Annotated in this window: 9 protein-coding genes; 3 read left to right on the top strand and 6 right to left on the bottom strand. The window is 60.1% G+C overall.

What is annotated here, in order from left to right; translation table 11 throughout:
* The first annotated feature begins 27 nt into the window (after window positions 1–27).
* Window positions 28–465: a GlcG/HbpS family heme-binding protein gene (locus DHV10_RS00320; RefSeq protein ID WP_109484341.1), complete on the top strand. Its 438-nt coding sequence runs from the start codon at window positions 28–30 to the stop codon at window positions 463–465.
* 233 nt (window positions 466–698) lie between these two features.
* Here DHV10_RS00320 and DHV10_RS00315 read toward each other — a convergent pair whose 3' ends face one another.
* From DHV10_RS00315 to DHV10_RS00295, 4 genes are all read right to left on the bottom strand, one after another.
* A complete protein-coding gene (locus tag DHV10_RS00315; RefSeq protein ID WP_109484340.1) occupies window positions 699–1,739 on the bottom strand; it encodes a 2-oxoacid:ferredoxin oxidoreductase subunit beta in 1,041 nt (346 codons plus the stop codon).
* A gap of 95 nt (window positions 1,740–1,834) precedes the next feature.
* Window positions 1,835–3,676: a 2-oxoacid:acceptor oxidoreductase subunit alpha gene (locus DHV10_RS00310; RefSeq protein WP_109484339.1), complete on the bottom strand. Its 1,842-nt coding sequence runs from the start codon at window positions 3,674–3,676 to the stop codon at window positions 1,835–1,837.
* 1,142 nt (window positions 3,677–4,818) lie between these two features.
* Entirely contained in the window at window positions 4,819–6,189 is a 1,371-nt protein-coding gene (locus DHV10_RS00300; protein ID WP_109484337.1) for an MATE family efflux transporter, read from the bottom strand.
* A 57-nt stretch (window positions 6,190–6,246) separates the two neighbouring features.
* Window positions 6,247–6,927, bottom strand: a complete 681-nt coding sequence (locus DHV10_RS00295; protein ID WP_109484336.1) for a hypothetical protein — start codon at window positions 6,925–6,927, stop codon at window positions 6,247–6,249.
* A gap of 229 nt (window positions 6,928–7,156) precedes the next feature.
* Here DHV10_RS00295 and DHV10_RS00290 point away from each other — a divergent pair, with 229 nt between their 5' ends.
* A complete protein-coding gene (locus DHV10_RS00290) occupies window positions 7,157–8,086 on the top strand; it encodes a LysR family transcriptional regulator (RefSeq protein ID WP_109484335.1) in 930 nt (309 codons plus the stop codon).
* 10 nt (window positions 8,087–8,096) lie between these two features.
* Here DHV10_RS00290 and DHV10_RS00285 read toward each other — a convergent pair whose 3' ends face one another.
* Window positions 8,097–9,089: a YncE family protein gene (locus DHV10_RS00285; protein ID WP_239461225.1), complete on the bottom strand. Its 993-nt coding sequence runs from the start codon at window positions 9,087–9,089 to the stop codon at window positions 8,097–8,099.
* Between the two features lie 20 nt (window positions 9,090–9,109).
* Entirely contained in the window at window positions 9,110–12,478 is a 3,369-nt protein-coding gene (locus DHV10_RS00280) for an alpha-L-rhamnosidase (RefSeq protein ID WP_109484333.1), read from the bottom strand.
* A gap of 161 nt (window positions 12,479–12,639) precedes the next feature.
* On the opposite strand from DHV10_RS00280, the gene DHV10_RS00275 reads away from it, so the two are divergent.
* On the top strand, window positions 12,640–14,058 hold the full coding sequence (locus DHV10_RS00275; protein ID WP_109484332.1) for a pyridoxal phosphate-dependent decarboxylase family protein: 1,419 nt from the start codon (window positions 12,640–12,642) through the stop codon (window positions 14,056–14,058).
* Window positions 14,059–14,141: the final 83 nt, after the last annotated feature.

Here is a 14,141-nt window from a genome sequence, read left to right as displayed (position 1 = left end):
CCCACTACACATCCCCAAGGAGAAACCATGGCCACCAAAAAACCCGAAACCTCCAAAGCCCTCGGCGTCACCCTCGAAGCCGCGCGCAAGGTCATCCGCGCCGGCGAAGAGAAAGCCGCCGCCATCGGTCAGCCCATGAACATCGCCGTCGTCGACGCAGGCGCAAACCTCGTCGCTTTCGAGCGCATGGAAGGCGCATGGCTCGGCAGCATCGACATCTCCATCAACAAAGCCTTCACCGCGCGCGCCTTCGACATCGAGACCAAGGCTCTCGGCGAAAACTCCCAGAGCGGAGACCAGTTCTTCGGCATTCACGCCTCCAACCAGGGCCGCGTCATGATCTTCGCCGGTGGCGTCCCGCTCAAAGCCGGCGGCCAGGTAGTCGGCGCCGTCGGCGTCAGCGGCGGCTCCGGCAAGCAGGACCAAACCGTCGCCGAAGCAGCCGCCGCAGCCTTCAACTCCTGATCAGTACTTCATACGCGGATGCAGCTGTGCCCCATTCATCGCACAGCGTCACCGTGCGATGAGTGGGAACCAGAGCCTTCTGAGCCCGATCCGACAAGCGTCAGGGCACGACTTTCAGTCGTGCCGTAACAACGCCAAGAAGAAAAGTCCGGGGCTTCAGCCCCTGACCGACCACCAACAAAAAGCCCCGCTCTCCGCGGGGCTTTTTCTGACCACTAATCAATGACCACTGATCACTGTAGCGCCTTCATCAGCGACTCCAGCGTCTCCTTCGGCGGCCGCGTAAGCGACTCCGGCAGTGTCGCCAGCGGCTCATCCACCATGTTCAGCAGGTCCGTAAACGTCGGCTTCTCCGTGTCGATGTAGAACACGCCGGTCAACACTTCGTGATTCGCCTCAGCTTCCATCAGCGTCTTCACGGCGTTCGCCTTGTCCGTCGGATCGTAGTCCTCCTGCAGCTTGCGAAGCCGCAGGCTTGATCCGTCGTGCATCTCAACTTCGTACACCGAGCCGGAATCGTAATCGACCTCTATATCCTCGAAGCTCGCCACGAATCCAACCTCGTTCACCGGCTCGTCGTGATCCTGCATGAACTTATAGCTCTTCGTCGAACCCTCGTGATCGTTGAAGGTCACGCACGGGCTGATCACGTCGAGCATCACCGTTCCCTTGTGCGCAATCGCCGCCTTCAGCATCGAGAGCAGCTGCTTCTTGTCGCCCGAGAACGACCGGCCCACAAACGTCGCGCCCAGCTGAATCGCCAGCGCGCACGTATCGATAGCCGGCAGATCGTTGATCACGCCCGTCTTCAGCTTCGACCCAAGGTCCGCCGTGGCCGAGAACTGGCCCTTGGTCAATCCGTAAACGCCGTTGTCTTCGATGATGTAGATCATCGGCAGATTGCGCCGCATCATATGCACGAATTGCCCTACGCCGATCGACGCCGTATCGCCGTCGCCCGAAACGCCCAGCAGCATGTTCGTGTGGTTCGCAAGAATCGCGCCCGTCGAAACCGACGGCATACGACCGTGCACGCTGTTGAAGCTGTGCGACCGGCTCATGAAGTAAGCCGGGCTCTTCGACGAGCAGCCGATGCCGCTCATCTTCATCACCCGCTCGGGTTCCACGCCCATCTCGTACATCGCATCGATAATGCGCTCCGAGATCGCGTTGTGTCCGCAGCCCGCGCACAGCGTCGACTTGCCGCCGCGGTAATCAAGGATCGGAAGCCCGATGCGATTCACTTTCGGATTTGGTGTTGCAGTAGCCGCCATTTTCTAATTCCCTTTCGAAGGTTCCGTTGAACTGGTCACTGTTGACTCGCGTCCACAGCAACTGAGAGCTGACAGCTGATGGCTGAGAGCTGCTCTTACAGCCCTTCCTTCGTTGCAAACTCTTCCGTAATGGTCCGCGCATCGATCGGCAGGCCGTTGTAGTTCAGAATGCTGCGCAGCTTCACCACCTGGTCGGCCGGAAGATCGAGCTTCAGCAGGCTTTCCAATTGCGCATCGCGGTTCTGCTCCACGACGTACACGCGATCGTGCGACGCCACAAAGTCGTGAATCTCATGCGCGAACGGATACGCCCGGATGCGCATGTAATCCACGTCCTTGTTGTATTGTTTCTTGATCTGGTCCAGGCTCTCGCGCATCGCGAAGTCCGTCGTGCCAAATGCCAGCACTCCAACCCGCGACGTTCCGTTTTTCACAGCTACCGGAGCCGGCACCAGCTTCCGCGCGCTGTCGAACTTCCGCGCCAGCCGGTCCATCACTTCCTGATACTCATCCGGCTTCTCCGTATATCCAGCCGAAGAGTTGTGTCCCGATCCACGCGTGAAGTACGCCGCCTTTGGATGCATTGTGCCTGGCAGCGTGCGATATCCGATCGCATCGCCATCTACATCCTTGTAGCGTGCAAATCCGCCCAGCTTGTCCAGATCTTCCTTCGTCAGCACCTTGCCGCGATCGAGCGGCTTCTCCGGATAAGCAAACGGCTCCGACATCCAGTTGTTCATGCCGAGATCAAGATCCGTCAGCACAAAGATCGGTGTCTGCAGCCGCTCCGCCAGATTGAATGACTCATATCCGAACTCGAAGCACTCTTTGACCGAGCCCGGCAGCAGCAATACATGTTTGGTATCGCCGTGAGACAGGAACGCCGTCGACAGCAGATCCGACTGCTGCGTACGCGTCGGCATGCCCGTCGAGGGGCCCGTGCGCTGCACGTCGAAGATCACGCCCGGAATTTCCGCGTAGTATCCAAGCCCCGCGAACTCGCCCATCAGCGAGATGCCCGGCCCTGAAGTCGACGTCATCGACCGCGCGCCGGCCCAGCCTGCACCCAGCACCATGCCGATCGCCGCCAGCTCGTCTTCCGCCTGCACCACTGCAAACGTCGCCTTACCCTCCGGCGTCACACGATACTTCTTCAGCAGGTCGGTCGTCGCCTCAATCAGCGAAGTCGATGGCGTAATCGGATACCAGGCCACCACCGTCACGCCTGCAAACACCGCGCCCATGCCGCACGCCGCGTTGCCGTCGATGATGATCTTGCCCGCCGTCTTGTCCATCTTCTCGATGACAAACGGATCCTGCTTGACCAGCTTCTCCTGCGCGAAGTCCCAACCAGCCTTCACCGCGCCGAAGTTCAGATCGAACACCTTCTGCTTCTTCGCAAACTGCTTTTTGACGCCCGCTTCGACAACCGCCAGATCGATCGACAGCAGCTGCGCCACCACGCCCACGTACACCATGTTCTTCACGAGCTTGCGCAGCTTCGCTTCAGGGCATACCGACGCGGTGATCTTGTCGAATGGAACCGGATAGCAGACGATGTCGTTGCGGTACTGCTTGAGGTTGAGACTTTCTTCGTAGATCGCCACAGCGCCGGCAGGCAGCGCCATCACATCGCTCTTTGCTGTTTCGGGGTTCAGCGCCACCAGAAATTCGGTATCGCGCGTGCGGGCCACATACCCGTCTTTGTTTGCGCGAATGATGTACCAGGTGGGAAGTCCGGCGATGTTCGAGGGAAACAGGTTTTTTCCGCTTACCGGAACACCCATTCCGAAGATGCTCTTCAGCAGTACGCTATTGGCGGATTGCGAGCCGGACCCGTTCACCGTTGCTACGTTGATGCTGAAATCGTTAACCACGCGCTTCTGCGTGCTGATCGCGCCCTGTTCTTGACCCAGAGCCAGGTCTCCTGTCGCCATTTGGCCGGATTCCCTTCAAATGAGGTTCCGCGCGCCACCCAGTTCTAATCGTCCGAAATTCATTTAAGACCGTCCGGCATCGTTGCAACCTCGCGGTCGCTGCCACCACCGGACTGTAGCTTCGGAGTTCGGGGTTCCTGGAAAAACGCGATGGAAAGCGACAAACTTCGCTCACTAGTGATTATAGTCACTTTGCAGGTTACCCGTACCGCACCCCTGCACCCCTATTTGCACCATAAGTACCTTTCCCTGCAACGTGTGTTGACCCTCGCAAAACCAGCGCGCCACCGCCTGTGATCCACGTCGGATTTCCAGAAACCCGGCCGCACCTAACTCTATGGTTCTAAACCGTGCGGACGGACTCGAGAACCCGCCCGGAGTCTTCTCGAAGAGTCCCTCGCCCTTCGGACCGGGGAATCAACTTCCCCTCACTGTTTCAAAAAGGCTGTCATCCTTGTCGCACGGGGCCCCACGCGTTTTCATCAGCGTGGGGGTGGTAAGCGAAGGATCTGCTTTTCTCACATACCGGGGGTGCCGGGTGCACCTGGTCCCTCGCACCTGAAGACCAGGGATCAACAACGTCCCTGCGAACACTTCGGTTGCCCCTATGTCACGCCGAAGCCGTTGCGAAGGCGGATGTCTCCCGGTTCTGGAGACATGGGAGACCAGACGGTCAGGTGTCCGGTCCCTCGCACTTGGGGCGAGGGAATGATACTCAAGGCTGAAAGCTGAAATCTGCAGGCTGAAAGCTGAGAGCTGAGAGCTGAAAGCTGAGAACTGAAAGCTGAGAACTGAAAGCTGAGAACTGAAGCTGAATCTCCCCCGCTCTTCACAAGTCAACCCACTCGCTTTTCCAGACACCCCTAACCCTCTCATTCCACTCCGGATTTCTCCTCGCCCCGTTTTGCAGTCTAATTACCCGCAAAAGCGCATACTGATCTCGTAAGTCAATCTCGATTTTCGCGAGCACCTGAATGAGATCTAGAACGGAAACACTCCGGATATGCACCTAACTCGCGCTCACCGAGGAATATGAGAGAAAGAGCAGCAGAAATAAATCTCGACTTGGAGAGGGGTACCAGAATTACTCGAATCCGGCCGCCAGCAAAGCCAGAAGCTAATAGCTAACAGCTAAAACCAAGCTAGCAGCGCGCAGCACTCGAATGCGCCAGCGCCCGCTTCACCGAGTCCTTATGCCACCGCACCAGCAGCGTCGACGCGATAATCACCAGCGACACCGTCAGCCCGATCCACATCCCGTACACGCCCCACTTCAGCACAAAGCACAGAATGAAACCGAGCGGCAGCCCCAGCACCCAATACCCCACCAGGTTCGCGATCATCGGCCACCGTGTTTCTCCCAGCCCGCGCAGCGCTCCCGTGCACACCGTCTGCACTCCGTCGAAGATCTGAAAAGCCGCCGCGATCCACAGCAGGCTCGGTCCCAGCGCCAGCACGCCGGGATCGTGCGTGTACAGCTTGATCAGCGGACCCGGCGCAGCCAGGAACACAATGCCCGCGCACATCATGAAGCCCGCACCCAGCGCGAGCGCCATCCAACCCGCGCGCCGCGCCTTCGCCGGATCGCCCGCGCCGATTGCATGGCCCACGCTCACCGCCGCTGCCGCCCCAATCCCTAGCGGCACCATGTACGTGATGCTTGCGTAGTTCAGCGCAATCGTGTGCGTGGCCAATGCCACCGGCGTCAGATATCCGGCCGCGAATGTGCTCAAGTTCCACGCGCCGACTTCGAGCACAATCTGCCCCGCCGCAGGCGCACCAATCCGCACCAGTTTCTTCAGTTCTCCAAGATGCGGTCCCGCCCAGTGCGCAAACAGCGGATGCCCGCGCTTGCGCTCATATCTCCACGCGCACGCCAGCATCGCCACCGCCATTCCAACGCGCGAAATGCACGTCGAAAGCGCCGACCCATTCACGCCCAGCGCCGGAAAGCCGAGCTTCCCGTAAATGAGAACCCAGTTGCCGCCCCAGTTCAGCAGGTTCGCCAGCACATAGGTGATCGTGATGACCCGCACCTCGCCCACGCCCTGCAGATACCGCCGCGTTCCGCCATAGAGCAGCAGCGGCAGCGTGCCCCAGTTCATGATGCTCAGATATCCCGATGACAACACCGCGACCTCGGGAATCACGCCAAACCGCGTGAAGTCCCAGCTCGCGATCGCCGTCAACAGCATCAGCGGCGGCGTAATGATCAGCGCCAGATACACACCCTGAGCCATCCAGCGATGGCACGCGTCGTAGTCCTTTCTCCCGTATGCCTGCGAAACCAGCGTGTCCAGACCCAGCATCAGCCCGATCCCGAACAGCGAAGGAATGTAGTACACCGCATTCCCCAGCGCCACGGCACCGATGGCCACCGGCCCCAGGCGCCCCACCATAATGTTGTCCACCACGCCCTGCGCCACCCAGCCCAGTTCGCTGAGCACAACAGGAAGCGCGAGCGCAATCATCGCTCGCAGTTCGCTGCTCAAGTTGGCGCGGCTTTGTCCCATGGTTCTACTTTAACTGTGACTTCGATGAGATTCAGCCGCGATGCGTTACAACTTGAGTCAAAAGCCGGACGTGTGCTTCTTCTCCCGGCCCGCGCGGCCGCGCCGCTGAACCGGGTCATCCGTCAGAAGATCCGACACTTGAAATTCCTTCTCCATCACTCCGCTCTTCTCGTGCCTGCTGTTCTGAGTCGCAACATGAATCCACTCATGCGCGATTACCCGTGCCATTGCCTCCGCCATCACCGTGTCTCTGCGGTCCAGATCCATGCCCAGCGCAATCGGCCTCAGCATCTCGACGATGCGCTCGCAGCTCACGTGAATGAACGGCTGGATCTCGCCACCGACTTTTTTCACCCAGCCGAGCGCCCCGTTTACCGCCCGCCGCGGTCCGGGCAGCAGCGTACAGTCTCCGACTACCTGCACGCTGATCACCTGCGCAAAATCGATCCCAACCTTCAGGTCGCGTCCGCGCAGCACTTCGAGCCCTCCGCCCAGCTCCCGCACGGAAGTGTCCAGGCGAACATCCGCGCGCTGCAATTCACGCACCAGTGCCGACCACTGTTCGTCGTCCATCGCGTGATCCGTAAAGATCACCAGGGTCGCTTTGCCGACGTGCGGCAACGGCCCTCCTTCGAGAGCCAGCGCGCTGGCGCCGCAAAGCGAAGTTGCATTCAGTGCCGCAAACAGAACCAATACCGAAACAACACGAGAGACCAACAACTGAGGGGAAGCAGTCATAGTGTCCACCTGCGTCGATAGTCGTCCGCTTCAAGCGCAGCCGCTATCCGTTTCTTGCGTTGAATTGTGAGTTGTCTATTGAGGAAGGGAAGGCGCGATGCAACAGTCTCGCCAGCGTCGCATTCTTTTTATCGTTGGCAAGTCCGTTCTCATACTCAGAGTGTGAGTCCGTTCTACATATCTGTCCAATAGATTGATATGATGGATCCCATCTGTTTCGGAGATAGCGATGGAAGTTCGCCAGCTACAGATCTTTCGGGCTCTCGCCGAGGAACTCAATTTCACGCGCACTGCCGAGCGCGTGCACACTGTCCAGTCGAACGTGACCGCCCAGATCAAGGCTCTCGAGGAGGAACTCGGCGTTCCGCTCTTCGATCGCCTCGGACGCCGCGTCGTACTCACGGACGCCGGCCGGCGTTTTCAGCCCTTTGCCGAGCAGGCTCTGCTCGCCATGGAACAGGGCGAGCGCGCCGTCTGCAACGAGCCGAGCGGCCCTCTGCGCATCAGCGCTCCTGAGAGCATTCTGACTTACCGGCTGCCGGTCATCCTCCGCAACTTCCGCCGCAAATTTCCGCATGTCGAAATCAGTTTCCTCTCGCATATCGAAACGACTCTCGCTGCCGAGCTTGAAACCGGTAAGCTCGATCTCGTCATCAACATGTGCGATGCGCCGCTGAGCCCTGCTTATAAATCAACGCGCTTCCACACCGAGCGCATCTTCCTGCTCGCCGAGCCGAGCCACCCGCTTGCAAAACGCCGCACCGTAAAGCCATCCGATCTCGCAGGCCAGCAACTGCTTCTCACTGAGCACGGCTGCGGCTATCGCGCCAAACTCGACAAGATCCTCGCCATGCAGAACATCCGCCCGGGCCACATCACGGAGTTCTCCAGCGTCGAAGCCATCAAGCAATGCGTCTCAGCCGGCATGGGCCTGGCTCTGCTGCCCGCGATTGTCGTCGCGCGCGAACTCCGTCAGAACCAGTTCAAAGCGCTGCATTGGAGCGGTCCATCGCTCGACATCGGCACCCACGTTCTTTGGCACAAGGACAAGTGGGTGTCGCCCGCCATGACCGCGTTCCTGGAACTCATCAAGGCCGAAGTCCAGCACGCCGAATCGCACGAGCGCTCCTGGCACATCCAGGGATCCTTCGCCGATTAGCAGCGATCCATCACTGCTTCTTAGGCTTCATGATGCGCAGCACCGGCTTGCTGTTCACATTATCCAGCGGGAAGTACACAAAGTGCGTCTTCGGATCCACGCTCACCGTGTGCGCATGCGGCATGTTGCAGTGCCCCACCGCCTCAAGCCCGCTCCCGGCAAACCGAAACACACTCACCGTGCCTGATTCCGCCGACACATACAGCAGATTCAATCCCGCGTCGTACGCCAGCACATCCGGATCGTCACCTACATGGTGCACTGCAAGCTGCTTCCCTTCCTTCAGGTCGAACACCGCCAAGGAAGCGTTCTCCTCGCCCGCGACAAATGCCAGGTGACGCTGGACGTCGAGCGCAATCCCGTGCGGATTCTCGACACCGGACAGCTTATGCCGCGCGATGATCTCCATCTTCCCCGGGTCAATCTCCACAAGCTCATTCACTCCATGAACTGCCACCAGGATGTGCCGCGATATCGGATCGAAAACCGTATTGCCTGCTCCCCCGCCCAGCGGGATATTTTTGATCAACCTGCTGCTTGCTGCATCGACCACCGCTTCAACGCCGCCGTGCTCATCGGAGACGAATACCCTTGTTACCGCCGGCACAAATGCCAACCCATCTGGATAATCGATCGGGCCCGCCTTGCCCACGATCTTCAAAGTTCTCGTATCCAAGGCGATCATCTGGTGGTCACCGGTTGCTGACGCAAATACTCGCTCCGAATCCGGAACAGCGATCACCCCATGCACCCGTTCAAATCCGTCCAGATTCGCTATCGTCTTCCGATTCGCAGTGTCGAACACCACGAGATGATCGTCATTCATGTGCGCTATATACAGCCGCCCATGTTCCGCGTCCATGCTCTGGTAGTCGAACCGCACCGCCGCACCCGGCATCGGCACATCGGCAACAAGGTCCATCAACTGCTCGCAACCGGTTCGCTGCGCGCGGCCATCTCCCAGACACAGCATCAACATCGATAAAACCAAACACCAACGCATACGATCCTCGTGGTCTTTCCCTAATCCCTGGTGCCTAGTCCCTGTATCTCAAACCGATAAGTCCCCGCAGGAAGTTCGAATCCACCATCTACCTTCTTCACCTTCGGACTGCCGCTCAGCGCGCCCCCATCGATCTTCCACTTTCCCGCTTCCGCTGGGGTCAACTCCAGCCTCCCCGTCGTATTCGCGGGCAGCGTAACGTTCCACTCCGCCGAGTCTCCGTTCACGGTCCACCCCGACATGATCTCCCCGTACGACGATTGATACCTGAACTCCAACGGCGATAGACGCGCATCGAACACGGGATGCAGCGCCACCGTATGGAACCCCGCCTCGAGCGGCGTGGTATCGATCCCGGCAGCGTACCGGTAGATCCAGTCAGCAACCGCACCGTATGCATAGTGGTTGTACGAGTTCATCTGTGGATCATCCGTCATCTGGTCGCCATTCCACCGCTCCCACGTCGTCGTCCCGCCATGTTCTACAACGTATCCCCATGACGGCATCCCCGTATTCAGCAGCACGTCGTATGCAAGCTTCTTGTGTCCCGTTCGCGTCAACTCTTCCAGCAGATAGGGCGTCCCCACAAAGCCCGTGTTCAGCAGGCCGTGATTCTCCTCAATCTTCTTCACCAGTCGATCCGCCGCCGCGCTGCGTAGATCGTCCGGCAGAAGATTCATGTGCAGGGCCAGCACATAGCCCGTCTGCGTGTCGCCGCCCTTTGCCTTCGCATTTGGATTGTTGATGTCTCCGAATGGATTGGGCCCGTTATCCGCAGCCGGTATGTACGCCTCCTTTTCCACGAACTTCTTCTGGAATGCCTCGCGAATCTTATCTCGCAGCTTCGCGTAGTGTTCTTCTTCTTCCGCGCGCCCTGTGGCATGCGCCATCTGCCGCATCATCTCCACGTCATACGCCCAGTACGCTGTGGCAACAATGTCCTCTTTCGTCCGCCCTTCGAGCGAGAGCCAGTCCCCGAACGGAACCCCCGAATCGACATGCCAGATCCCATTCGGATTTCGCGTCTCGATTCCGTCTACGTACTTCCGCATTGCCGCCCAGTTCTCGTCGACCACCAGCGTGTCGCCCGTCTGTATCCACGACGTCCACGGAATGATCACGCCCGCATCGCTCCACGCAGCTCCCGTGCCCATCTGCTCTCTCGCGGTTCCCGGCGCATAGATCCCGTAGTAAGGATTGCCCACCTGCGTCCCGCGCAGATCCGCCGCAAACTTCCGCGAGAATGGCGCAAGGTCCGCGTTGTACGAAGCCGCCCGCCAGAATACCTGCGCATCCGCCGACCAACCCAGCCGCTCATCCCGCTGTGGACAATCCGTCGGCACCCCGACGAAATTCGATCGCTGCCCCCACAGAATATTGCTCCACAGCTTGTTGATCATGGTGCTTCCGGTCTTCAACTCTGCCGTAAACGGAAACGCGGTATGCAGCACCAGCGCCTTCACGTCCTCCACCTTCGGCGCAGACTGCAGGCCCGACACCTCGACATACCGAAATCCATGAAACGTAAACTGCGGAACCAGCTCTTCCTCTCCATGCCCGCTCAGAATGAAGTGATCCGTCACCTTCGCAGTCCGCAGATTCTCGGTATACAAGGTCCCATCCGGATTGAGAACCTCTCCCGCGCGCACCTGCACATCCGTACCAGCCGGCCCGGCAACACTCAGCTTCTCCACGCCCGCCATGTTCTGCCCAAAGTCGTAAATGAACACGCCCGGCTTCGGCTCTGTCACCTTTACAGCCGCAATCGTCCGCTCTACCCGGATCGGCTCGAAGTCCTGCGCCTCGATCGCAATCTCCTTTGGCTCGATCACCTGCGCTGGCTGAAAAGTCTCTGCTTCTCTCACTGCGGAGAGCGCTCCGTTCATCACGCTGCTTTCCTGATTCACTAAACTATCGTGATCAGCGGGCGTCGCGATCCTCAAGTCCTGCCTCTCCCCGTCATACAGCTCCGAACTCACGATGTAAGACGGTCCCGCCTTCCACGTCTCATCCGTCGCCACCCACTCCACGCGTCCATCCTGATGCTCGATGCGCAGCTGCGCCCGCAGCGCCGGCGGAGTGTTCCCATAGTTGTTCGGCTGCTGCAGCCATTCCAGCGCAGTCGAATACCAGCCCGGCGCAAGCAGTGCGCTGATCACATTCCCGCCGCTCCTCACCAGCCCGGTCACGTCATACGTCTGGTAGGGCACATGCTCGCGGTAATCCGTCCAGCCCGGAGCCATCACGGAGTCTCCGACGCGCTTCCCATTCAGAAACAACTGATAGGTCCCCAGCGCCGTCGCATACAGCCGTGCCGACTTAACCCCCGCCTTGGCATCGAACTCCTTCCGTAGTTCCTTCACACTGTCTGGAATCCACGGCGCAAGCACCGGTGGATTCCCCGGCCCTGGCTTTTGCTCCCATACCACTGCGCCCTTCCACCCGGCATCATCGAAATCCTTCGTCTCCCAACCCGATGCCGGCTCTGCCGCGGTCTTCCAGTTCGCATCGCTCACCGTCGTCGACGAAGTCCCATCCGCATACAGCACCACCACCGTCGCGATCATCGGCGGCGCGTCCGATCGCCGGCTCTCGCCATACTTGTCGATGTAGTGCACGCTCTCAATCGCGATAGTGTTCTTGCCCTGCGCAACCTGCCCCGTCACGTCGGCGCGCACAAACTTCTTCCAGGGCAAATGGTGATACGGAGGAAACGCCGCAGCAGTCAGCACCTTCTGCCCATTCACCCAGGCCGATACCGTATCCTCAGCGGTGGCGAACAGCACCACCTGCTTCACCGGTCTGTCCACATCCACAAGCACCCGGTAGGCATACTTCGTCTCGCTGTCCGGCTTCCCCGGTTTCGCGTCGGGATTCGCAATCCACTTCGCCGGCGCCTTTCGCTCCGCGGCCTCCTCCGGCGTCTCCCAGCCGATCCATGCCCCCGTCCACGCGCTCGCGCTCCCGGAGCCGGAACTCATCAGGCCCGTCTCCCACCACTCCGCTCCGCTCGCCGGATACTGCTTCCCGTTCGCTCCCCACACGCTTACCCGCCAGAAATAACGCGCGCTCGCCTTCAACGCAGGTCCGACGTATTTCACGTTCAGCGACTGCCCTGACGTCACCTTCCCGCTGTCCCATACGTCTACTTTGTTCCCAGCCAGCAATTCCGGTCGTGTTGCTACCGTCACGCGATAAGCGGTCTGCTTCGCCCCGCGCGTGCCATCGCTCAACTGCCACGAAAACCGCGGAGCAGCATCGTCAATTCCCAATGGCCGATCGAGATTGTCCACCTGCAGATGCACTGGACCTCGAGCAGCCGACGTCGCCACAAGAAGGCAAGGACAAAGAAAGCACATCAGACATATCAGTTCGGCGAAACGGCGCATGGCGCGAGCTCCTTTGGTGCACGGATTACTTCTGCGTGTAAATCGCAGAAAGTATTACGCGCCATCCATCAACCCCGCAAATCCATGTCACCGCGCCCTCCCGGAATCGCGCACCAACCCTCTAGACTGATGACTGACCACTGATCACTGAAAGCTGCTCTATGCAACGACCTCTCGCGCTCTCCTCAGAAGACTTTCGCGCCCTTGCGCACTCCCTCTCCGATTTCACCGCTGACTACCTCGAGCGCCTGCCGACCCTTCGCTCTTATCCGGAACATATTCGTGGCGTCGCGATACAACAGCTCTTCTCCGGGGACATCCCGCAGCAGGGTCTTGGCAGCGCAGCTTTTGATCTGCTTCCCGAAATCTTCGAGAACTCCCGCCCTGCCTCGCCGCGCTTCTTCGGATACGTCTTCGGCTCCGGCGAGCCCATTGCCGCTCTCGGCCAGTTCGCCTCTGCAGTTCTCCATCAGAACGCTACGGCCTGGCGCTCCGGCCCTTCCGCCAATGCCATTGAGCGCACTGTTGTACGCTGGCTCGCTTCGGCCATCGGCTGCGAAGGATTCTCCGGCAGCCTCACTCTTGGCGGCTCATCCGCAAACCTTATGGGGCTCTGCATGGCACGCGAAGCCAAAGCCCCTGCAAACCAATCCGGGGTTCGCGGCGGCGTCCTCTACTGCTCCACGGAAGCCCACATGTCCAACACCAAGGCCGCCGCGCTCCTCGGCCTCGGCCACGACTCCGTCCGCCTCATCCCTGTCGACGACGCATTCCGGATGCGAGCCGAAGCTCTTCGCGAAGCCGTTCGGCACGACCTCAGCGCCGGCCTCAAACCCGTCGCCGTTGTCGCCAGCGCCGGAACCACCGCCACGGGCAGCATCGACCCGATCCGAGAGATCGCCGCCCTCTGCCGCGAACACAATCTGTGGCTGCACATCGACGGAGCCTTCGGCGCTCTCGCGTCACTCGCAATCCCTGAAGCCTTCGACGGAATCGACCTTGCAGACTCCATCTCGCTCGATCCCCACAAGTGGCTCTATCAACCCACCGGCTGCGGGTGTCTTCTTTATCGCGATCCTGCCGACGCACGTCGTGCCTTCTCACACTCCGGCGACTACGCCCGCTCTCTCAGCACAGACCCCATTGAAGGCTTCGCCTTCTTCGAAGAATCCATCGAGCTCTCGCGGCCGTTCCGCGCACTAGCGCTCTGGCTCTCGTTGCGATACTTCGGACTCCGCGCCTTCCAGCAATCCATCAGCGACGACCTCCATCTCGCCCAGGTCCTCGCCAGCTTCATCGACGCCGAGCCCCGGCTCGAACGCCTCGCTCCGGTCGCTTTAAGCGCCGTCTGCTTCCGCTACATCGGGAAGTCCGGCGGCGCAGGTTCGTCCGACCTCGACGACCTGAACCGCCGCATTCTCGATCGCGTCATCCGGCGCGGCCGCGTCTATCTCTCGAACGCAACCATCCACGGCCACTTCTCTTTGCGCGCCTGCATCGTCAACCACCGAACCACCGAGCCCGACGTCCACGCCATCGTCACTGAAGTCCTCGCCGCCGCGGATGAACTCCAAGGTTGACCAGGGGTGCCCCGGCTGCCCCCGAGCCTGCCATGAGCCTGGTCGAAGGGTCACTCGCTCTTGGGGACCGGGGAAACCGGCGC

The sequence above is a fragment of the Occallatibacter savannae genome, from assembly GCF_003131205.1.
In the GTDB taxonomy this organism is placed as follows: Bacteria; Acidobacteriota; Terriglobia; order Terriglobales; family Acidobacteriaceae; genus Telmatobacter; species Telmatobacter savannae.
Note: the sequence above shows the minus strand (reverse complement) of the source record. Positions and strands in the feature narration are given on the sequence as shown.